The organism is Ignavibacteriota bacterium (assembly GCA_016707525.1).
Classification (GTDB): Bacteria; Bacteroidota; Ignavibacteria; order UBA10030; family UBA6906; genus JAGDMK01.
In genome coordinates this window covers 50142-72578 of record JADJHP010000003.1, presented here as the reverse complement: position 1 = coordinate 72578, position 22437 = coordinate 50142, and the positions used below count along the sequence as shown (strand labels likewise).

At 58.6% G+C, this 22437-nt stretch carries 20 protein-coding genes, 1 tRNA gene and 1 pseudogene; 21 read left to right on the top strand and 1 reads right to left on the bottom strand.

Translation table 11 applies throughout. The features are described from left to right. Nucleotides 1-6: 6 nt before the first annotated feature. The 10 genes from sufD (at nt 7) to miaA (ending at nt 8179) form a co-directional block, all read left to right on the top strand. Nucleotides 7-1362: a Fe-S cluster assembly protein SufD gene (gene sufD, locus IPI01_06500; GenBank protein ID MBK7257443.1), complete on the top strand. Its 1356-nt coding sequence runs from the start codon at nt 7-9 to the stop codon at nt 1360-1362. Next, a complete protein-coding gene (locus IPI01_06495; protein MBK7257442.1) occupies nt 1359-2621 on the top strand; it encodes a cysteine desulfurase in 1263 nt (420 codons plus the stop codon). The genes sufD and IPI01_06495 overlap by 4 nt, the downstream gene beginning before the upstream one ends. After that, nucleotides 2621-3073, top strand: a complete 453-nt coding sequence (locus tag IPI01_06490) for an SUF system NifU family Fe-S cluster assembly protein (GenBank protein ID MBK7257441.1) — start codon at nt 2621-2623, stop codon at nt 3071-3073. The genes IPI01_06495 and IPI01_06490 overlap by 1 nt, the downstream gene beginning before the upstream one ends. After that, entirely contained in the window at nt 3070-3426 is a 357-nt protein-coding gene (locus tag IPI01_06485) for a DUF59 domain-containing protein (protein MBK7257440.1), read from the top strand. Before IPI01_06490 ends, IPI01_06485 begins: the two co-directional genes overlap by 4 nt. 25 nt (nt 3427-3451) lie before the next feature. Beyond that, nucleotides 3452-3814, top strand: coding sequence for an iron-sulfur cluster assembly accessory protein (locus IPI01_06480; protein ID MBK7257439.1), 363 nt, complete (start codon nt 3452-3454; stop codon nt 3812-3814). Then, nucleotides 3815-4561, top strand: a complete 747-nt coding sequence (locus tag IPI01_06475) for a twin-arginine translocation signal domain-containing protein (protein ID MBK7257438.1) — start codon at nt 3815-3817, stop codon at nt 4559-4561. 318 nt (nt 4562-4879) lie between these two features. Beyond that, a complete protein-coding gene (gene folP, locus IPI01_06470) occupies nt 4880-5743 on the top strand; it encodes a dihydropteroate synthase (GenBank protein ID MBK7257437.1) in 864 nt (287 codons plus the stop codon). A gap of 3 nt (nt 5744-5746) precedes the next feature. Beyond that, nucleotides 5747-6568, top strand: a complete 822-nt coding sequence (locus tag IPI01_06465) for a TIGR00159 family protein (protein ID MBK7257436.1) — start codon at nt 5747-5749, stop codon at nt 6566-6568. Next, nucleotides 6568-7221, top strand: a complete 654-nt coding sequence (locus IPI01_06460) for a protein-L-isoaspartate(D-aspartate) O-methyltransferase (protein MBK7257435.1) — start codon at nt 6568-6570, stop codon at nt 7219-7221. Before IPI01_06465 ends, IPI01_06460 begins: the two co-directional genes overlap by 1 nt. 1 nt (nt 7222) lies before the next feature. Then, nucleotides 7223-8179, top strand: coding sequence for a tRNA (adenosine(37)-N6)-dimethylallyltransferase MiaA (gene miaA / locus IPI01_06455; GenBank protein ID MBK7257434.1), 957 nt, complete (start codon nt 7223-7225; stop codon nt 8177-8179). On the opposite strand, the gene IPI01_06450 is transcribed toward miaA, so the two are convergent. Beyond that, on the bottom strand, nt 8157-9686 hold the full coding sequence (locus IPI01_06450; GenBank protein ID MBK7257433.1) for an MASE1 domain-containing protein: 1530 nt from the start codon (nt 9684-9686) through the stop codon (nt 8157-8159). The two genes, miaA and IPI01_06450, sit on opposite strands and share 23 nt — an antisense overlap. Nucleotides 9687-9963: 277 nt before the next feature. Here IPI01_06450 and IPI01_06445 point away from each other — a divergent pair. The 11 genes and pseudogenes from IPI01_06445 to IPI01_06395 all read left to right on the top strand — a co-directional run bounded on the left by IPI01_06445 (nt 9964) and on the right by IPI01_06395 (nt 22189). Further along, nucleotides 9964-10038, top strand: a tRNA-Pro gene (locus IPI01_06445). Nucleotides 10039-10153: 115 nt separating this feature from the next. Then, nucleotides 10154-10915: a hypothetical protein gene (locus tag IPI01_06440; GenBank protein ID MBK7257432.1), complete on the top strand. Its 762-nt coding sequence runs from the start codon at nt 10154-10156 to the stop codon at nt 10913-10915. Between the two features lie 156 nt (nt 10916-11071). Next, nucleotides 11072-11317: a hypothetical protein gene (locus tag IPI01_06435; GenBank protein ID MBK7257431.1), complete on the top strand. Its 246-nt coding sequence runs from the start codon at nt 11072-11074 to the stop codon at nt 11315-11317. 832 nt (nt 11318-12149) lie between these two features. Further along, nucleotides 12150-12659, top strand: coding sequence for a hypothetical protein (locus IPI01_06430; GenBank protein MBK7257430.1), 510 nt, complete (start codon nt 12150-12152; stop codon nt 12657-12659). A gap of 298 nt (nt 12660-12957) precedes the next feature. Then, a complete protein-coding gene (locus IPI01_06425; GenBank protein ID MBK7257429.1) occupies nt 12958-13482 on the top strand; it encodes a hypothetical protein in 525 nt (174 codons plus the stop codon). Nucleotides 13483-13841: 359 nt separating this feature from the next. Continuing rightward, nucleotides 13842-14372: a hypothetical protein gene (locus IPI01_06420; GenBank protein MBK7257428.1), complete on the top strand. Its 531-nt coding sequence runs from the start codon at nt 13842-13844 to the stop codon at nt 14370-14372. 142 nt (nt 14373-14514) lie between these two features. Then, complete coding sequence (locus IPI01_06415) at nt 14515-14769, top strand: hypothetical protein (protein MBK7257427.1); 255 nt, start codon at nt 14515-14517, stop codon at nt 14767-14769. 72 nt (nt 14770-14841) lie between these two features. Beyond that, the gene (locus IPI01_06410; GenBank protein MBK7257426.1) at nt 14842-16113 is read left to right on the top strand and encodes a TolC family protein; all 1272 of its coding nucleotides are present in this window, start codon (nt 14842-14844) and stop codon (nt 16111-16113) included. 104 nt (nt 16114-16217) lie between these two features. Next, a complete protein-coding gene (locus IPI01_06405; GenBank protein MBK7257425.1) occupies nt 16218-17273 on the top strand; it encodes an efflux RND transporter periplasmic adaptor subunit in 1056 nt (351 codons plus the stop codon). Further along, a pseudogene (locus IPI01_06400) lies at nt 17273-20376 on the top strand (efflux RND transporter permease subunit). Before IPI01_06405 ends, IPI01_06400 begins: the two are co-directional and overlap by 1 nt. Before the next feature lie 457 nt (nt 20377-20833). Then, nucleotides 20834-22189 carry a T9SS type A sorting domain-containing protein gene (locus IPI01_06395; GenBank protein ID MBK7257424.1) on the top strand — a complete coding sequence of 452 codons (1356 nt, stop codon included), beginning with the start codon at nt 20834-20836 and terminating at the stop codon, nt 22187-22189. Nucleotides 22190-22437 lie beyond the last annotated feature (248 nt).

Genomic DNA, 22437 nt, shown 5'->3' with positions numbered 1-22437 from the left:
CCTGTCATGACCACAACAGAGACATCGATAGAGAAACCGACTTCATTGCCCTGGTATACGGAGCAGTTCGCCGCCCAGGAGCGCACCGCGGATGGCGGACCCGCGACGCGTGTGCATGCCCTCCGGAAAGAAGGCATCGCACAGTTCACGGACGCCGGCTTTCCGACCACGCGCAACGAAGAATGGCGCTTCACGAACCTCACCTCGCTGACGAAGGTCGCCTTCGCCCGGCCGGAGGGCACGCCGACCGTTACGGACTCCATGCTGCATCCGTGGGTGCTGCCGGGGACCACATGCCGGCTTGTGTTCGTGAATGGAAGTTTCGATGCAGGCCTTTCCAATGCGGTTCAGCTCCCCGCGGGCATACGCGTGGAGAGCATCGCGGCTGCGCTCCGGAAGGAAGACCCGGTGGTGCTGCAACTTCTGGGATCCCTTGCGCCCGTGAGGGGGAATGCATTCGCCGCATTGCAGACGGCATTCCTGAATGATGGGGCATTCATCGACGTGCCGGAGGGACTGACGCTGGAAGTGCCGGTCGAGCTCTTGTTTCTCGCCGTGCCGGGCGCGCAGGCGCTTGCCATCCAGCCCAGGAATATCATCCGGGTCGGCAAGAATGCCCGCCTTTCTGTCGTCGAGACCTATGCAGGCCTGTCGGCCGGCATCTATCTTACGAACGTCGTGTCCGAGGTCTTCATCGGCGAAGGAGCCGTGCTGGAACACGACAAGCTGCAACTGGAAGGCAGTGAGGCGTTCCATATCGGCAGTACCTGGTTCCGTCAGGGGCGTGCGAGCACGATGACCTCCAACAGTATTGCGCTTGGCGGGAATCTGGTACGGAACACCGTGACAGCGGCATTTGCGGCCCCGGGGGCAGAATGCACCCTGAACGGACTTTCTCTCGCGACGGGCGACCAGCTCATCGACAACCATACGGCCATCGACCACGCGCATCCGAACTGTTCCAGCCATGAGCTCTACAAGGCGGTGCTGGATGGATCGTCCCGTGGCGTCTTCAACGGCAAGATCTTCGTCCGCCAGGATGCCCAGAAGACCGACGCACGGCAGACCAACAAGACCCTGCTGCTGTCCGACCGTGCAACCATCGACACGAAACCGCAGCTGGAGATCTTTGCTGACGATGTGAAATGTACCCATGGTGCCACCGTCGGGCAGCTGGAGGAAGAGCAGGTGTTCTATCTGCGTGCCCGGGGGATCGGGGAGGTTGAGGCGCGCGACATGCTGACGTACGCGTTCGCGGCCGATGTGGTGGAGCGGATCCATGTGGACGCCCTCCGCGAGCGGCTCAATGATCTCCTTCATCAGCGGCTCCGTGCGGGCCGCGTTTCCACGGCACGGTCATGACAGCACCCGATCCCACGACACTGACGGAAGAGTTCCACAAGCTGCTCCGGATCGCCGGCTGCCGCCACCATTTCCCGCTGCTGCGGCAATCGGTGAACGGCAAGCCGCTGGTGTACTTTGACAATGCCGCGACGAGCCAGAAGCCGCAGGCGGTGATCGATGCGATGATGCGGTACTACGAGGCCGAGAACTCCAACATCCATCGCGGCGTGCATTATCTGAGCGAACGCGCCACGCAGTCGTATGAAGGCGTGCGTGTGAAGGTCCAGACCTTCATGAACGCGGCAGACACGAAAGAGCTGGTCTTCGTGCGCGGAACGACCGAAGCGGTCAACCTGGTCGCCCACAGTTTTGGCCGTGCGTTCGTGCGTGAAGGTGACGAGATCCTGATCTCCGGGATGGAGCATCACTCCAACATCGTCCCGTGGCAGATGCTGTGCGACGAACGGGGCGCGAAGCTGAAGGTCATCCCGATCACGGATGCCGGCGAACTGCAGATGGATGCGATCCCGGCGCTCCTGGGCGCGAAGACGAAACTGATGGCCATCACCCACGTGTCGAATGCACTCGGCACGGTCAATCCGGTGAAAGAGCTCGTGCGGATGGCACACGAGAAGGGGATCCCGGTGCTTGTGGATGGTGCGCAGGCGGTGCCGCACGTGCGCGTGGATGTACAGGATCTGGATTGTGATTTCTACGTGTTCTCGGCGCACAAGATGTTCGGGCCGACCGGAGTGGGCATCCTGTATGGCAAGAAGAAGTGGCTGGACCAGATGCCTCCGTATCAGGGTGGGGGCGACATGATCCGGTCCGTGACGTTCGAGAAGACGACCTACAATGACCTTCCGTACAAGTTCGAGGCAGGTACGCCGAACATCGGCGGAGGGATCGGGCTTGGTGCGGCGATCGATTACCTGAACGAACTGAACATGGATGCGATCCGTCAGTTCGAGCACGACCTGCTGACCTATGCCACGGAGAAGATCCTGACGGTCCCGGGTGTGCGGATCATCGGCACGGCGAAGGAGAAGGCGGGCGTTCTTTCGTTCGTCATGGAAGGGATCCACCCGCATGACATCGGGACGATCCTGGATGTGGAGGGAGTGGCGATACGTACCGGGCACCATTGCGCGCAGCCTGTGATGCAGCGGTTCGGGGTGCCGGCGACCGCGCGTGCGTCGTTTGCATTCTACAATACCAAAGAGGAAGTGGACGCTTTCATCAAAGCGCTGGACAAGGTCCGGGAGGTCCTTGGTTGATGTCCGTTCTGAACGAGCTGTACCAGCAGGTGATCCTTGATCACAATAAGTCGCCCCGTAACTTTCACGCCATGGAAGGTGCCACACGACACGTTGAAGGGTATAACCCCCTGTGTGGCGATCACTATACGGTTTATGTTAAGCTGGATGGCGACCGGATACTGGACGTGAGCTTCGAGGGGGCAGGATGTGCGATCTCCAAGGCCTCCGCCTCGGTGATGAGTGCGATGGTAAAAAATCACACCATAGCCGAAGCTGAGGAACTTTTCAGGGACTTCCATCGGTTAGTGAAGGGAGAACTCGCGGGTGAGGAGGAACTGGAGAGGCTGGGAAAGCTCGCCGCCTTTGCAGGTGTCAGCGAGTTTCCCGCCCGCGTCAAATGCGCCAGCCTCGCGTGGCACACCCTGCATTCAGCATTGAAAACCAACGATACGGCGATCAGCACCGAATGAGCGAATCCACCACACCCGCCAGCGACCGGAAGGTCATCAGCACCATCGAGCAGAACCTGATCCAGGGGCAGGCGGTGGAGGCGACCCGGTCATGCTACGACCCTGAGATCCCCGTGAATATCCACGACCTCGGGCTCATCTATGATGTGGCGGTGAATGAATACGGAGAGGTGACAGTGCTCATGACCCTGACCTCGCCACACTGCCCGGCGGCCCAGGTCCTCCCGAAGGATGTCGAATCACGCGTGAAGATCATTCCCGGCGTTACCGGTGTCAGCGTGAAGGTCGTCTGGGAACCCACATGGAACCCCAGCATGATGAGTGAAGCAGCGAAACTCGAACTCGGATTCTGAGCAGCGCAAAGGACAGAGCATGGAAATGACAGCGACAGTGCAGCAACCGATCGTCAATGACGAGATCACCCTCACCCCCAAGGCCCTGGTGGAGGTCCGCCGTCTCATGGCTTCGAACAACATTCCCGAAGCGCACGGGCTGCGCGTGAGCGTGAAGGGTGGCGGGTGTTCCGGACTCTCCTATGTGCTCGGTTTCGACGAGGCGCCGAAGGAGAAGGACGTGGTCATGCACGCTGACGGCATCCGGGTATTCGTGGACCAGAAGAGCATGTTCTACATTTCGGGGACGGTGCTGGACTTCAGCGACGGGTTGAACGGCAAGGGGTTCGTCTTCAATAACCCGAAGGCGTCGCGCACCTGCGGTTGTGGAAGCTCGTTCGGGGTCTAAATGAAAAGACGATCCTTTGTGAAACACGCCGCGGCCACGGGCGCACTTGCGCTGGTGCCCGGCGTACTCAGATCTGCTACTGAAAAAACAACACTCTCATCACCCAAGGAGACAACGACCATGGCATATGAATGGAAATTCAACGCCCGCCCCTACAGCGACGAAGAAGCGAAGAAGCTGCTGGCGCCGGTGGTTGATGCCGAAACGACCGACTGGCATTACAATACGCACCACAAGGGCTACGTCACGGCGCTGAACAACATCGAGAAGGCCCTCGAAGGCGCCGATCGCGCAGCGGCGAACGGCAACTACAGTGTGATCGGCGAACTCAAGCGCCGCACCACGTGGAACCATGGCGGCACCGTCCTCCACGACATCTACTGGGATGTCCTTGGCGGCGACGGCGACCCGGGCAAGGGGCCGGAAGTGAAGGCGGCGATCGAGAAGGAATTCGGCTCCTTCGATGCATGGAAGGCTGATTTCAAGGCAGCAGCGCTCTCCGCAAAGCTGAGCGGCTGGGGCGTTCTGGCGCTTGACGTGATCTACTCGGGCCGGTTGCTGAACGTGACCGTGGACGAGCATCATTACGGCGCCATCTGGGGAGGCATCCCGCTCATCCCGTGCGATGTGTTCGAGCACGCCTACTATCACAAGGATGGGCCGAAGCGCGCCGCCTACGTCGACAACTTCATCGCGAACCTGCACTGGGGCCGGATCAACGCCCGCTACAAGAAGTTCGCGAAGTGATGCGGTAACGCCGGTTCTGCCTCCGGGCTGACGGGTCGCCGCGGGACATACCGGGGGGCCAGAGGGAGCATATCCGCTCAAGGGATATGTTACCGCTGGCCCCCTTTTCTATTGAGTTTTTCGACGTATTTGGCTATCATGATGTATCACGATCATTTCCATCCTCAGAAGGGCGACCCATGAATAAGAAAAGACGCAACGCGCAGAAGAAGCACCGCAAGGCCACCGAACGCACGAAGGCCAAGCGCAGAGCACAGCTGGCCAACAAGAAGACCGTATAATGAACCCAAGGTGACTGAACGGTCACCTTTGGTTTTTATGACCGGCCCATCCTCCATCGTTCTCGGTGGACGTACATTCCCCCTCATCAAGACGTACGTCATGGGGATAGTGAACGTCACTCCCGACTCCTTTTCCGACGGCGGCCTGTACGCAGAGACCGGCGAAGCGGTGGCGCATGCCTTGCGTCTTGTGGATGAGGGCGCGGACATCCTGGATATCGGCGGAGAATCCACCCGGCCACGGGGACAAGCGTACGGAGAGGGATCGCAGCCGGTCTCCACGTTGGAGGAGATCCGCCGGGTGATCCCTGTGATCGAGGCGCTTGCACAGCAGACGGACGTGCCGCTCTCGGTGGATACCACCAAGAGTGAGGTCGCCGAAGCAGCTCTGCAGGCCGGCGCAACGATCGTGAATGACATCAGCGGGTTCACGCTGGATCCCACGCTGCCGCACGTGATCGCACGGGCGGGGGCGGCTGCCGTGGTCATGCACATGCGCGGCACCCCCCGGACCATGCAGCAGGATACCCACTATGATGACCTCTTCGGCGAGGTCCTCGGATCCCTCCGGCGGAGTGTTGAGGCGGGCAGAGCCGCGGGCATCGACCGCATCATGGTCGATCCCGGCATCGGGTTCGGCAAGGATGCGCGCGGGAGCCTCACATTGCTGGGAGGCATCGACCGGTTCCACGAATTCGGTTGTCCCGTCCTTGTCGGCCCATCGCGTAAAGCGTTCATCGGCACCATCCTCGGGACGTCGGTAGGAGACCGCGTGGAGGGGACCATCGCGGCATGTGTTCTCGCTGCGGCCCGCGGAGCACGGTTCTTCCGCGTCCACGACGTGCGTGCGGTGCGCCGGGCGTTGTCCGTGGCCGATGCCATTCTTACTTCACGGGAGTAGAGCATGGAGCTGTTCCACATAGGTTTTCTGAGCGTCACGCTCGTGGATCTCCTCGACATCGCGCTCGTGTCATTCATCTTCTACCGGCTGTACCTGGTGATGCAGGGGACGATCGCGATCCAGATCTTCGCCGGGCTTGTCCTCGTCCTCGGATTCTCGTTCCTTGCCCAGGCGCTCGACCTGAAGGCCATGAGTTCGATCCTCCGCACCATCACGGACATCTGGGTCGTTGCGTTCATCATCCTGTTCCAGCCCGAACTCCGCCGGCTGCTGGTCCTGGTGGGCCGCAGTCCGGTGATCCGCCTCTTCCTGAAGATGGATGTGGATGAGTCCATCGATGAAGTGGTCGGCGCCGTGTCCGAACTGTCGCGCAAGAAATTCGGCGCGCTCATCGTGTTCGTCCGTGCCACCGGCATCCGCATGCATGTGGAGACCGGCACAAAACTTGAAGCGCTCGTGAGCCGGACCCTTCTCCTCTCGGTATTCCATCCGCGTTCGCCCTTGCATGATGGTGCGGTGATCATCAAGGACCGACTGATCGAGGCCGCGCGCTGCACGCTCCCGTTATCGAATCTCACCACCTGGGAGGGCATCCTCCTCGGGACCCGTCACCGTGCAGGGCTGGGCATCTCCGAACAGGCGGACGTCATCGTGGTGATCGTGTCGGAGGAGACCGGTATCATCTCCATCGCCGAGAACGGCACGCTGTACCGGGAGATCCCGGTGGGCGGGCTTCGCAAGGAACTGAAAGCGCGGCTGAGCGTCGAGGGTGAACGCTCGCTCGCCTCCGTGTGGCGCACCGTGCGCACCAGCGGGTGGTCCTGATGACGATCCGCAGGCACGAAGAAGACTGTGAAGAAATGCTCGCCCTCATCGTGTCACGGGGGGTCACCGATCCGCGTGTGCTCGCCGCGATGCGTGCCGTCCCGCGCCACGCGTTCGTTCCGGAAGCCTTCAGAAGCAGGGCCTATGACGACACCGCGCTGCCGATCGGCGATGGTCAGACGATCTCGCAGCCGTACACCGTGGCATTCATGACGCAGGCGCTCGGGCTGAAGGAAGGGGACACCGTGCTGGAGATCGGGACGGGTTCAGGATATCAGGCGGCGGTCCTTGCAGCGTTGGGCGTGCGGGTGTTCAGTATCGAGCGGAACCATGGCCTCCTGATCCGTGCGCGCAAAGTGCTCGATCAACACCGGGTCCGCGTTGCCACGCGGGTCGGCGATGGCACGGTCGGGTGGAATGAACACGCACCGTACAATGGCATCATCGTTACCGCGGCGGCCCCGGACATTCCGGAGCCGCTCCTGAAGCAGCTTGCGGACGGCGGCCGGCTGGTGATCCCGGTGGGAGAGATGGAGATGCAATCGATCGTCATTTGCACGCGCCGTGGAGAGGAATATGCGCGGCGCGAGGAGCGCGGATTCAAGTTCGTGCCGCTCATCGGGAAGATCGGCTGGTCGGGCAAGACCATTTGATATGCCTCCTCAGACCATCGGCGGGAGGAATGCGGTGGTGGTAGTGGTCGGCGCAACAGCGGCCGGGAAGACGGCGGTCTCTCTCCCGCTGGCGCAGATGTTGGATGCTGAGATCATCTCCGCGGATTCGCGGCAGGTGTACAGGTACATGGACATCGGGACGGCGAAGCCCACTGCAGAAGAACGGGCTGCCGTCCCGCATCATTTTGTGGACATCCGTGACCCGGATGAAGACTACAACGCGGGGCTTTTCGGTGACGAGGCGCGCGCTGAGGTGGCCCGCATCGATGCCCGGGGGAAAGGTGTCCTGGTTGTCGGCGGGTCGGGGCTGTATGTGCAGTCGCTCATTGATGGATTCTTCGACGGTCCTCCGGCCGATCCTGAGTTTCGCGATCGCGCGGAGGAGCGTCTTGCCCGCGAGGGGTTGGCCGTCATGCTGGAGGAATTGGGGCGCGTGGATCCGGCGATGCGGGAAAGGATCGATGTCACGAAGCCGCGGCGCGTGATACGTGCGCTGGAAGTATACCATGCGACCGGCCGGCCGATCAGTGCGTTGCAGGAGGAGCGGAAGGTCGCGGTGCCATTCGCGCCGGTGGTCTTCGGGCTTGCCGTTGAGCGTGCGGAGCTGTACCGCCGGATCGAGGAGCGGTGCGACAGGATGCTTGGCGAGGGGCTGGAGGAAGAAGCGGCTGCGTTGGAGGCACGGGGCTATCCTGCGACGCTCAATGCGTTGAACACCGTGGGGTATGCCGAAGTGTATGCGTGGCGCAGGGGGGAGATCCCGCGGGAGGAGATGGTGCGGCTCTTCAAACAGAATTCACGCCGCTATGCGAAAAGGCAGGGGACGTGGTTCAGGCGGGACGCGCGTGTTGTGTGGGTTGAAGCGGGCGGGGGGCGGAGTGCCGGGTCGATCGCTGAGGAGATCGCCGGGCACCTCAGGCGGGGAAGTCGATCGTGAACGTCGTTCCGGGTCCGGACCGTACGTCAACGCGTGCGCTGAGCTGTTTGGTCAGGCTTTGCACCACCATCATTCCCATGGATGCGCTTGCGGCCGGGTTCACGCTGGCAGGGAGCCCTATGCCGTCGTCGGCGACGGTAAGGCGGAGAACGTGCGGGTCAAGATTGGCGAGGGTGATCGAGATGGTGCCGCTGCGCCCTCCCGGGAAGGCGTGGATGAGTGCATTCGTGGCGAGTTCATTGACGATGAGTCCGGCATAGATCGCATGTTCGAACTCGAGTGAGACCTCGACGGTCTTGATGGTGATGGCGATATCCTGCCGTGGAGAGGAACTGCGGAACTCTTCTCCGAGCAACGTGAGGTACTCGCCAAAGTCCACGCTGGAGATATCCGATCGGTACGTGAGGCGTTCATGGATACGGGCGGTCGCGATCACGCGGCTGCGGGCATCCTCAAGCACGCGGATGTTCTCGGGATCTTGTACGTACTCGGATTGAACGCTCAGCAGGCTGGCGATGAGGTTGAGGTTATTCTTCACGCGGTGATGGATCTCCCGGTGAAGAAGTTCTTTGTCGCGGAGGGCTGCCTCGAGGTCGTCGAGAGCCTGCTCGCGTTCACCCAGAACTGCACCGAGGGCGAGGGTGGAGAGCGTTGATACGGCAAGGAGCATCTGGAGTCCGAGCAGGGTCCGGTATTCGAAGACCTCCGCGCGTGCATACTCGCCGTAGCCATTCATGGCCAGGGTATTGGCGAGGATGGCGATGAGGATATTGATCAACGCAGCGCCGCGCATGCCGAAGCGTGCGGGTGCCCACATGATGAGCGGGAGGATCAGGAACTCGTCGACGCGGGACCAGTCGAGGAGGCCGGAGAGGATCACCATGCTCCATGCGCAGGCGGCCAGGGTCAGCAGGATGGCTTCCGTGATGCGTCTGCGTTTCTGCTGGAAGAATTTCTGGATGCGTTCGGTATCCCAGGTGAGGAGCACCGGCGCGACGGTCATAGTGCCCAGGAGGTGTGCGCTGGCCCATGATTTCCACAGCGCATTGATGGACTCGTCGGGATAGAAGCGTGATGCAACGATGCTACCGAGGGTAGCGCCGAGGACGGTGGCGATGACGCCGCCGATCGCCGTGAACTCGGTGAGGTCCTGGAGCGAATCGATGCGTGGGCGCGGGGTGCCGAGCACCTGCATGAGGTATGCGCCGGCGATGGCCTGGATGTGATGCACGGTCCAGAGGAGAAGCGTTGCCTCGGGCGGTGTCTCCTCGAGGAAGATCGAGATGATGATCGCGGGTGCGGTGGCAGCGAGGAACGCGGGCCACTCGCGGCGAGGGAAGATCAGGAGTGTGCCGAGCAGAATGCCGATCGTCGGGCACAGGGCGGAGTGCACCGATCCCGGAAGGGGAGCGGTCCCGGAAATGAGGGTCCCCCCGAGGAAGACGATACCGAACAGTGTAAGGCGAATTGCGAGGGATTGCGACCGGAACGAGAACTGCGCCTTCATCTTCGACCCTCCGATTGACAAATGTAATACCGCGTCATGAAGAAAGCAACAGCTCTTGCATTCCTGTCGGGTTTTTCGTATGTTTATATATTCTCTCGGATATAGGTCTTCTATACTAGGGAAAATGCTGTACGCGGTACATCGGGGCGTAGCGCAGCTCCCGTTGCGACCGGACTTGCCGAGTGAAACGAGGCAAGTACGAAGTCGCAACGCGGATCCCGCGAAGCGGGACCGGCTCCGGTGGTGAGGTTGAGGAACCCGTAGTTTGATGTACAATCGGGGCGTAGCGCAGCCCGGCTAGCGCGCTTGGTTCGGGACCAAGAGGTCCCGGGTTCAAATCCCGGCGCCCCGACTCAAAAAGGCAGTTTTGAATGTCCACGGCAGGGGATGGACACAAAATGGCCACAACTTCCAAACGGCGACTTCGAATCTGAGGTCGCCGTTTTTTTTCCTCGCTGCGGGAGATCATGATCACACGGATGGTCCTTCTCGCGGTACTCCCTCTCATGCTGTTCTCCTGCAGCGGGAAGGACGATGGTGCGGTGACAGCTCCGGAGAATCCTCCTGGCTTCTGGCAGCCGTCACTCAAGATGGCACTGTACGGCAGCTACCTCGACAGCCTCTACACGAAGACGTGGTCCGATAGTTCCTACGAGCGTTTCGTTGAAGCGAAAATCCAGTTCGGGATTCAGTACTTGATCACGGAAAACAGTGCTGGAAATCGGTTCTACTATAGCGCCTCGGGGTATGCCGGCTTCCAGTTGGTTGGTGAGAGCCCGATCATCTTCGATGCGCCGCTCCGTATGCGGGACTCGCTGTTCTACGGCATGACGGGTGGGGGGCAGACGACTTTTTTCTACAAGGGGTATTCGTACACCCTGCTGCAGGAGTACACGCTCCGGGATACTGTGCAGCTTGCTCTCCCGTTCGGACAGTTCAACACATGTGCGTGGCTCACGGCGAAAGTGACGTTATCAGCCGGTGGGCAATCGGACGTGTCAACTTCGGATGTCTGGCTAGCGATAGGTCCGTCGGCGGTGAAAGAGGTGAAGGCGACGGGGAGTGCCGTGCTCATGGTGAGAGGTCGGGTGAACGGAAAGGGATGGGGGATGCCATTCCCGAAGGCGGACGGATCGGCCTCTCTGCCTGGAACCCAGTCGGCATCACGACGAGAATTCATCGAGACAGTCATCGATGTGCATCGACTACTGCTCATATCGCCGAAGTGAGACGCTTACGATGCCCCGGCAATCGCCCGACGTTGCGATTTGCTGCGGGGGAAAACGGTGCCGGCTGTTCTCTCTCGTTCCACGACGCTCCAACGAATGGGTGGAGGCTCTCTCGTGGCAGCGTCTTCGTCGTGATCACGGTCTCCAGGAGAACTCATGAGTAAGGAATGGAAGCGCGTGGTCGCGGTCCTATCGTTCACCGCTGGATGCGCGGCCCTCGCGGTGATCATGTTGCTGCTTGAGTCGAAGAACACTGCCGAGCGGTTCGAGATCGCCCGGGCGGCTAGCATCCGGGTCGACAGTGCCGCGATCGCGCGAGACTCCGTGCAGCGAGCAGATAACGACCGGCGGATGCGAGAGTACATGAAGCAGCACCCGGCCGCGGTCCGCGACAAGTACTAACTGCTTTGTCTCCGTCAGATCACATTCAGAGGGGGGCTCCATGAAGGCAGCCTGGTTCACGCCGATGGCCAGAGTCCATGCGAGATCTTCTCTGGGGAGGAAAGGCACCTCATCGCGCGGTATTGCTGGCGACCTTCTGTTAGAGTTTCTCGGATTGCTGCTTGCGCTGATGATAAGCCCGGAGGAGTCCGGCAGTAGATCTTCCCCGCCAGACCTCGAGGGGATCTGGGCCATCAGAGGACCCACCACGAATTCGGGATTCATGACTCTGTCCCTGAGACGCGATACCTGAGGTCCGGCGATGGTCCGGCTACTTCGAGGGCAATGGGTTCCGCCTCGATGTTCTGGGAGGGTACACGCCGAAGACCCGCAATTGCTGGCTCACCGGGTCGAACAGCCAGTTCGACTACGATTTTAGAATCCCCCTCCCGGATGGTGATCAGTTCTTTGCCGGCGCGACGGTCACCGTGAGGGAACGCGGAAGTATGACAACATACTACGACGGATACTTTAGCGGGATGCGGAACGATCCACGCATGCCAACTGCACCCAGGCGTTGAGAATCCAAACCAAGAAGACTATGGCCGAGGCGACAGCGAAGATGGCCGGCGAGCTGACTGAAATCAGCAAATCCCTCTCGAGGAACGAAGCGAGCTGAGTGCGATGCGAAACGGCAGGCTCATGATGCTCCGCGATCGCGCGACGGTGTCAACGGCACGTCCTGATTGGCGGGAGAGCATTCTCTTCGCCATGAGGGATGCGGCTAATGATGCACGTTTTCTCGTGAGGTGGGGGAAGCCCTAACCTTGAAATCAAACGCAGGGAGACAACAATGAACCGCTTCAGCATGCTGGTCCTGAGCGCTCTGGCCTTGTCGGCTTGCACGGATCAAGGCGTGGAGCCATACATAGGGTGGGACGCCTACGATCTGCCGTACGCGCAGATTCTTGTGCCACCCGATTTTTATCCGATCGGCCGAGTCATGCCCATTGGCCAGATCGCGATCCCCGAGAACCCGGTGATCATTGGCGGTGTGGGTGATGGCGTGGTCGTGATTCAGCTCTGCATCTACACACCATTCGGGGCTTCGATGTTCCGGGACTACCAGGAAGAGTCGATCATGCATCACGGCCACCGCGCAGTCATATTCCGGGGGCTGGGATCGTTTCGTCCGTATGATTCACACTTCAGCAATTTGATAGGAATGCGGGCATACTTCAATTCCGACGGAACCGAATCGAGCGCGGTGATCAAGTACTATGGCCCTGAAGGTGAGAGTCTTGCGTACAAGATTCTGATGTCGATGCACCCAGCACCTCACAACACGGGAAAGCCGCTATAACCGGTCGAGAGTCTCTCTTGGAGTCGTCAACACCCAGTGAGGGATATAGACCGGCTGCGCTGAACCCTCACAATCGCGCGACGTTGCGAATTGCGGTGGGTGAAAATGATGGGGGGTACGTGTTGACGGCACCCCCGAGTTGCAAAGTTGGGCAGCCGGCGAGAGTCACGAGAGCGTACAGCGTTGCATGGAAGCGCATGAGAGAGCATGAGAGGTACGCGCAGAGGGTGAGAATGGGCGGTCGGAGTGCGTTTGCGTTCGCCTCGTATAAACGATCCTAGAGCGAAACTGGAGAGGAATGAAAGTCCGCCCCATGGCTTCTGATCGGGAGAGTCTGCTGGATAATTACTTCAAGGCAATCGGAATGCTGGTCGTGGCACATACGGACCTGGAGGGGGCGATGAAAGCTTTTGCCAACATCATGATCAATCAGCACGAGAAGACGGGAGAGATACTCACGGCCGATCTGCCATTCCAACCGTTGAAGGACAAGCTTGTTTCCCTATACTGCCATTTTGAATCTGACCCCGAAAAGTCCAGTAGATTCCGGAAGTTGATCGAGAAGGCATCAGATCTCACAGGAAGACGGAACGAGATAATTCACTCGAGGTGGCTTCTCGGCCCTCACTCGGCCAGCAAAGCCGCACCCATCCGGCTGAAGGCTACTGCGAGGATGAGAGGATATAGACTTGAAGCTGAGCGTGTAGAGCTGGATGGCGTGAAGGGCATTCGTACTCTTATCCGGGAGATCGATGCGACGGCGATGGAAATCATGGAGACGCGAGCATATTGGGAAAGCGATCATCCGAACAGGAACAAGTGAGAAGACCCGAAACGCAATCGCTCACATGAACAACCCAAGCGCGAAATCCGAAACGACAGGGAGCAGGCCGAATGGGAAACCGTGTACCTTGGTTAGATAGGCCACGAGTGGCCGTATTCGTTTCCCTGGTGGCAGCAGGTGCCACCATTTGGGCCGCTTGGTGGGCGCATTCAATGCAATCGAGCACGAGTTTTCGCGATACAGCTATAGCTTCACAGCCCCGTCTCGTTCTCCTTGAGGCTCCGGTAGTGACACAAGTCGAGACGGAATGTGACCTCAAGCCTGCCCATGAACAAGTCTTGCTCGAGAGCCGAAATACCGCATTTGGATCCGCGCCGGAACTGTCCGCACGACTCAGAATGCGTATTACCTTTCGCCTGAAGAATATTGGCAGTGGCCTTGCGCGACTTGTGGCTGAAGTTTACGGTGATACGGTCTCTTGGGAACCGATACTCCGGAGGCATCTGCTGGAAGTTGTTGAGTCGAAAAGGGAGGCAGTTCGACACCTGAATTCGATGCCAACGGAACTCCTGCCTGGGGACTCGATGGCCCTTAGCTACAACTTCGGGATTTGCTATCCCGAAGGGGACTCGGTCGTCATCCATGCGTTGATCATGTACAGCAACGACGTGGGAAACCTCTATGACACGTATCTTCGTGCTGGCTACGTTGTGATTCCGCCCGAGTTTTCGATCCAAGGGAAGATCAGGGACGGCGCGCTAGGGATGCTCATAATCACGAGGCGCGCTCGATTGACCGAGACCGTATTTCTATACGCTCTTCCCAAACCATTGTTTGAGGTTTACGATTCCGAGGATTCGAGAAGGGTGATCAGCCTGCTACAGAGTTGGAAAGATGCCGGCCCGGACTTTGTGGATCAAGAAAACTGATCTGTCGAGTCTGCTGAGTTGCATCTACCTGCCGGAATTGATACCATGCTGTATAATGCGTGTCTCTAGGCACATATCACGACTCGTTGCACTGATCGTCATCGGCAGTCTGGCGGTCTCATTCCTCCATTCGGAGCTGGGGGTGTGGGATTTCGACGATGATGATCACGGCCGGCACGACTTTTGCGAATTGGTGAAGAGTGCCAGTGCAATGCACAAGCTCGCGAAGACTGAGCTCGTCAAGCCAGTGCCCTTGAAAGACATGATGCCCGCCAGGGGTATCAATTTCGAGAACTCTTATTCAACACTTCTGCACAACCCCCTGGCGTTGATGGGACAGGCCTTCGGAGCGTCCGACCAGAGCCTGCATATCAACCATTGCGCCCTGCTGATTTAGCCCCGTTCTAGATCCAACCCCTTGCTCCAGTGACAACGGAGCACCAATACTATTGGTATTCCCGGAGACAACATGAACAGAGGCTTTCTTCTGTTCGTGGTTGCACTTGTTCCATTGTGCATCCATGGACAGTCATTGCAGCAGGCGCTTTCGTTGCGCGACGCTCTGACGATAGGAATTAAGAACAGTCCGGATCTGCGTGCAGCAGAGGCCGGCGTCGACGCAGCACGGGGCCGATTCTGGAGCGGAATCTCCCTGCCATCGCCTGAAATAAGCGTTGCTCACGAGTACATCCCCAATGGGCTGGGACTCGAAAGCTACACGGAGCGCACGATCGGGGTAACTCAATCATTCGAGTTCCCAACCAACTACTTCCTCCGCGGATCCGTCCTCGCAAGTAACCGAGACGCACTCCAGGCTGTGGGGGAGCAGGCGCTGCGAAGAGTGATCAGGAGGATTAGGAACTCCTATTACGCTGCATGGGGGACGCAACGGAAGTTGCGGTATGCTCGCGATAATATAGCCTTGAGTGATTCGATCATGGCCAAAGTGGAAGTGCGGGCACGTGTAGGAGAAGCCCACCCGTTAGAAGCACTGACTGCCCGGGTCCAGCAGTCGGAGGCCAGAAACGACCTGATGGCGGCTCGAAATGAGCTGGCAGTGGCATACGCTGAGCTGAACAATGCAATGGGGTTGAGCCGCATGGAGTTCGACACATCGGTGGTGCTCACAGATTCTCTGGTGGCGTCATCACGCCCCACCAACATTGACAGTCTTCGTGTGCTCGTCGAGGAGAGGAACCCTCAGTTGTGGGCTGCCCGTGCACGGATGGAGAGTGCAACCGCCTCACGCGCACTCGCGTGGTCAACGCTGCTGCCGAGTTTTACCGTTTCGTATTTTAACCAGATGAGGGACGGCGTCAAGGATTATTACGGCGCTTCGCTGAGCATTTCAGTCCCGCTGTGGTTTATGATGAACACTCGTGGACAGGTCGAAGAATCTCAGGCCGGGATCGCCCTGGCCGAGGCGGAATTTGCAGCTACTCGTAACACCCTTCTTGTGGAACTCCGCACCGCTGTGAGCAATCTGCAGAATAATAGGAACAGCGTCCGCCTGTATGAGACCGATCTGATCCCGCAGGCGGAGGAGGTCTACCGGACAGCAAATCGAGGATATGCCACGGGTGACCTGTCGTATCTGGAGTACCTGCAGGCAAGGGTCACGTTACTCGCTACTCGCCGGAATTATCTCACGACCTTGATGAATTATGTGCACTCTGAGACTCTCCTGGATGAACTCACGGGAGAGTCTGATGATATGCAATTGAAATCGGAGAAGCCATGAACCATGTGTTGCGTACTCTCACGATCACCCTGTCCCTTGCTTTGCTTTCAGGATGCGGGACCAAAGAATCTCCGGAACCAACGGGTCATTCTGAGGAACATGATGTGCTCACACTTCCCGCGGGTTCTGTCCGGGAGATCGGCCTTCGGACAACTCAGGTCGTTCGCGCACGGCTTACAGGCAGCCTTACGCTGGCCGCCCATGTCGTCGCCGATCAGGACAAGGAGGCCCGAGTCGGCTCACTCGTCCCCGGTAGAGTCCAGCGCGTCTTCGTGAAGGCAGGTGATCGAGTGTCGAAAGGCGATGTCCTGATGACGATTGAAGGGCTCGACGTCGGCGAGATCATGGCCGGCTATCTGAAGGCAAAGGCGGCGCTGGACTACACGAAGGCGGCCCATGAGCGTCAAAAACAGCTCTACGGAGAAAACGTCGTATCGCAGAAGCTCTTGCTTGAGGCGCAGGCGGAATACGAAAAAGCGCTCGCTGAACTGCGGGCGGAGGACCGAAGGCTTCATTCAGTGGGACTGAACCACGACGTGGTTACAGGCGGAGCAGATGTGGAGCATGCCGCCGGAACCCTCCCGGTGCATGCTCCCATCGATGGGATCGTGGGAGAGCGGAATGTCGTGATCGGTCAATTCGTCGACGCCTCCGTCACAGCATTTGTCATTCTGAATACCCGGACCGTCTGGGTGGACGCGCAGGCGTACGAAAAGGATCTCGCCAGGATCAGCCACGGTGCGTCGGTGACCTTCATCGCGGACGGCCGTACGGATCAGAAATACGCCGGTACCATTTCGTTCATCGGTGCGATGGTGGACGTGCACACCCGGACCATCACCGTGCGTGGTGATTTTCGGAACCCCGGCCTGGCACTCAAGCCCCAGATGTTCGGCACAATGCGGATCTCCCTTCCGGGAACTGCCGATGGGATCATCATCCCCCTGGAAAGCCTCCTGAAGGATGGTGGACGCGAGTATGTCTTCGTGCAACGATCGGACACCACATTCGAGAAACGATTCGTAACGAGTGGCGTGTCTGTGAGCGAGGGTGTTGAGATAACGAATGGTCTCACTGTCGGCGATCATGTCGTCAGTAGCGGGGCCTTCTATCTTAAAAGCGAAATGAAGAAGGAAGAATTCGAGGGAGACGAACATTGATGCTGGAACGGATCATTGAAACGACGCTCCACCAGCGAGGTCTCATCGTGTTCCTCTCGCTGGTCATCGCTGTGGCCGGTGTGTATTCGTATGTGACATTGCCCATCGACGCTTTTCCCGATGTGACGAACATCCAGGTGGAGATCGTCAGTCACGCCGATGGACTGTCCGCCATTGAGATCGAACGCAATGTCACCTACCCGATTGAAATGGCGATGCGCGGACTGCCCGATCTGGAACAGATGCGGTCGGTTACAAAGTTCGGACTCTCGATCGTGACGCTTGTCTTCAAGGACAATGTCGACATCTATTTTGCCCGGCAGCTGGTTTTTGAACGTCTTGAAGAAGCAAGGGATAACGTTCCCAAGGGGTAGAGATCGGGATGGGGCCCATTGCAACCGCCATGGGCGAGATCTATCAGTACACTCTGGAAGGCCCGATGCCGGAGGATTCTGCCGCGAAAAAAGCATACCTGACCAACCTGAGGACGATCCAGGAGTGGGTGATCACGCCACAGTTGAAATCGGTGGCCGGGGTCAATGAGATCAATTCATTTGGCGGGTATTTCAAACAGTATCAGGTCGTCATTTCCCCCGGAAAAATGGTGGGTTTCGACGTGACGCCCGACGCTGTGTTCGCGGCTATTGAGAAGAACAATGAGAACGTCGGTGGCAATATTCTGGAGCGGGGTGCGGATCAGTATATTGTCCGCGGCGTTGGCCTCATCTCAAGCATTGAGGACATCGGCAACATTGTCTTGAAATCTCACAGCGGAGTGCCAACGTACGTGAAGGACGTTGCCTCCATCCAGATCGGTGAAGCAGTCCGGATGGGCGCCGCAGTGAAGGATGGGAAGGATGAGGCGGTCGGTGGGATCGTGATGATGTTGCGCGGCGAGAATAGCCGTACGGTGGTGGAGCGGGTGAAGGCGAAGGTCGAAGAAATCAACGGCAACAATCTCCTCCCGCCGGGAATACGGATCGTACCGTACTACGATCGAAGCGACATCGTGACAGCCAGCGTATCCACGGTGACGAAGGCACTGCTTGAAGGCGGCATCCTTGTCCTTGTGGTGCTCTCTCTGCTCCTGAGAAGCTTTCGGGGGAGCATCGTTGTGCTCATCGCGTTGCCACTCTCTTTGTTCGTGACATTCGTCGTCATGAAGACCATCGGATTGGGAGCGAACCTGATGTCTCTTGGAGGGCTCGCAATCTCCATAGGGATGATCATCGATGCTACTATCATCCAGGTGGAGAACGTCCAGCGACATCTGAGCGAATCAGGGAACGACCGGCCGCCGCTGATGACCGTTCTGCGATCGGTTCTGGAGGTCAGGAAGCCCAGCATCTATGGAGAATTCATCATTGCTTTGACATTCATCCCCATCCTCTCGCTCGAGGGGATCGAAGGGAAGATGTTCGGTCCGTTGGCTCAAACAGTGGCAGTTGCGTTGCTGTCGTCCCTCCTCCTGTCCATCTTCGTCATCCCCGTGTTGTGCCTTCTCTTCCTGCGGCCACAGCCGGAGAAACCGAGTCCTATCATGGAGTTCGCCAGGAAGGTGTACGCGCCGATGCTGGAACAGGCGTTGTCCCGGCGTGGGCTGCTCCTGTCTGTCTCCGGTGTGTTGCTTGTCGCGGCGATCGTCCTGCTGAGTTTCATGGGAACGGAGTTCATCCCTGTCATGGACGAGGGAGCATTCGATGCAGATGTGTCCCTGTTGCCTGGCGTATCTCTGGCGAAGGCCATCGAGGTGAATGACCATGTGGCAAGAAAGCTGAAGGCGTTTCCTGAACTCGGGACAGTGGTGTCCCGGATCGGCCAGACTGGCGTAGCACTTGATACTCGCGGTGTTGACAAAACAGGGTACGTTGGCATATTGAAGCCACGGTCAGAATGGAGCAGGGGGTGGACACGGGAGGAATTGACTGATGCCATGCGGGAATCTCTGGAGTCGATCCCTGGTGTTGCTTTCAGCTTCAGCCAGCCGATACAATGCCGCATCGACGAACTCGTGGCCGGCACGAAAGCTCAATTGATCCTCAAGCTTTTTGGGGACGACATTGAAGTCCTCAGAGGGAAGGCCGAGGAGATCACCAGGGTTCTTGGTTCGATACGGGGCCGGACAGACCTCGTCGCCGAGAAGGTTTCCGGACAGCCGTATATTACCGCAACGATCGACCGGGCTAGGATTGCCCGCCTTGGGATCAATATCAGTGATGTACAGAACATCATCGAGATCGCGGTAGCAGGAAGGACCGCGTCAAAGTTCTATGAAGAGAACCGGAACTTTGAGATCGTGGTCCGATTACCTGAAAGCAACCGGAATTCGATTGAAGCTCTGGCGGATGTCCTCGTACCTACCCCGACCGGAAGCAATGTGCCGTTGGGGCAGCTGGCAGACATACGGGAAGTCGAAGGACCTGTGCAGATCAGTCGGCAGGACGGCATCCGCAGAATCGGCATAGAAATGAACATCAGCGGGCGTGATATCGGCTCTTTCGTCGCCGAAGCAAAGCAGAGGATCGCGCAAAACGTTCTACTTCCCCCGGGATACTATCTCACCTGGGGCGGTCAATTCGAGAACCAGGAGCGGGCAATGAATCGGCTGATGATCATTGGCCCCATTGCGGTTGGAATGATCCTTCTGTTGCTCTTCCTCACATTCAGATCCATCAGGCTGGCCCTCCTGGTCATATCTATCCTGCCGCTTGCCCTGATCGGCGGGGTCTTTTCGCTGTTCATATCCGGCTTGTACCTGTCTGTGCCAGCCTCGGTGGGATTCATCGTTCTGTTCGGTGTGGCAGTGTTGAACGGTGTCGTCATGGTGTCACATATCGCACAATTGAGGGAAGAAGGGTTGGAGCAGCGCGAGGCGATCGTGCGAGGGAGTAAGGACCGTCTGCGTCCGGTCCTGATGACCGCATCGATCGCTATCTTCAGTTTGATCCCCATGCTCTTTGCCACCGGGGCTGGGTCTGAGATCCAGAAACCACTTGCAGCCGTGGTTGTCGGTGGACTCATCAGTTCCACGCTTCTCACACTATTGGTCATTCCGTCTCTCTATGCCTGGTTCGAGAAGCGCACAGCGGAAACAGAGATGTGAGCAGGTGAAGAGCTGAATACAGCAGGGGTCCATCATAAACGAGGTCCAGGCGATCATCCGTCCGTTCAAGATGCCGGAGGTGATCGACGCAGGGACACTACCTCGTTGAGATAGGTGAGCGCGGGGATATTGCGATCGGAGACGAATTCACAGCATATCAGGGGGTGAACAAAGTCTGATCCCTTTCCCACCGATCGGCTCCACAGACCTCGCAACGCGTCAACAAGGGGAAACTCAGCGTTGCTGGTTTCCTCGACAAGAGGCACGTCATTCTCTGGAACAAGAGGTCCCGGGTTCAAATCCCGGCGCCCCGACTCAAAATGAACAGAAGTTTCGTCTACCGGGGGGGGCGAAATGAAGCAGTATGACGGAAGGCAACTTCGAATCTGAGGTTGCCTTTTGTCGTTCTATGATGCACATTACAGTATTGTTCCTTTAGTCTTGGGGAGGACTAGTCGTGACGCCTGCGTTCGGTTTGCACCTGCCAGTCAGAACTTTCAATCCACTCGTGACCCTCGCGGCACTCAGTCGCATTGTCCTTGGCCTCCTGGTCCTGTCGCTCGGAACCGTCATGGGCCACGCACAATGGGTCCAGGTCAACAACGGCCTGAAAGATCTCACCATCAATGCTCTGGCAACCATCGACACCGCGGTCTTTGCCGGGACGGCGAAAGGGCTGTATCGATCCACCGATGCTGGAGAAAGCTGGGCTCATATCGACCCGGATACATCTGCGGTCCGGCGGATCGCGACCGACGGGAAGCGTCTGCTGATTCAATCGGACAGCTCCCTTGTATACTCCTCTGATCGGGGCTCGAGCTGGATCAGAGTCAAGGCTACTGCTTGGTGGGCCAACGACAATACCATCAGCACGATCGCGGTCAGGGATACGCTTGTCATGGTAGGGACCTATGGCTCGACAACGGGAGGAGCCGTCCTGGTCTTTCGATCATCAGATTTCGGTGCGTCGTGGACTGCCCAGTCTACTCCTGATCCCTTTTTCCATGACCGGGGAGGCGTGACCAGGATCTGCTCCGCCGACTCGCTCGTCTATCTGGCCATGCGCGATGAAGAATCGGCGGGGGATATCTATCGCTCGATGGACAATGGCGGCAACTGGACCGCACTACCACGATTTCCTCGGGTGAATGACAGGTGGGTCGGCATCAGCGATCTGGCTGTCGTTGGCTCTTCTCTCTACACGACGGTCTACTACTACGGCGGAGGTACAAGCGTCCGCAAATCGACCGATGGCGGTGTCTCATGGACCACTGCTGAGTCCCATGGTCCCTTCGGGACATTCGAGAATCTCACCTCCAATGGACGGAGCATCCTGGTCAGGACGGGGGACATCATCCTCCGGTCTCAGGATAACGGAACGACATGGAAGAATATTTCGGGATCTCTTGCCGGTCAGTCGGTGCGTTGTTTGGCAATGAGCGAGCGTGAAGCGTACGCAGGTGTGACCGGCATAGGAGTCTTCCGCCTTGATCTGGCGGGCGGTCTGGGTGTGAGAGTCATCGACCCCGGGGGGGAACGTGGCATCCCGACGGAGTTCTCGCTTGCGCAAAACTATCCCAATCCTTTCAATCCGACAACGACGATCTCCTACGGCGTGCCGTCACGCACGCACGTGACCCTGAAAGTGTTCAACACCCTCGGACAGCTGGTCAGGGTCCTCGTGGACGGGGAGCAAGTAGCAGGGAATCATCAAGTGACATTCGATGCTTTCGCTCTCGCAAGCGGCGTGTATCTGTGCCGGATGCAGGCCGGCGCATTCACCGAAACCCGCAAGCTCGTTCTGGCACGATGAATGCCAGGGTGCACTGTCCCTGATGATGGTGGGCAATGAACCGCCGCGTACGGAACCGTACGCTGGCTGGTGTGGCAGGGATCTCCGGGGTGATCTCCCCGCGCCACAACAGAGATCAGGCAATTGCCGGTCCGATGTTCTGTGCATTCACACAACGTTGGCTTGAGAAGAAAACGGCGCCCTCGATCATCGAAGGTGCCGTTTGTGTTGTGTGCCCGGCACGGGCACCACCATTCCGATCGTTCCCG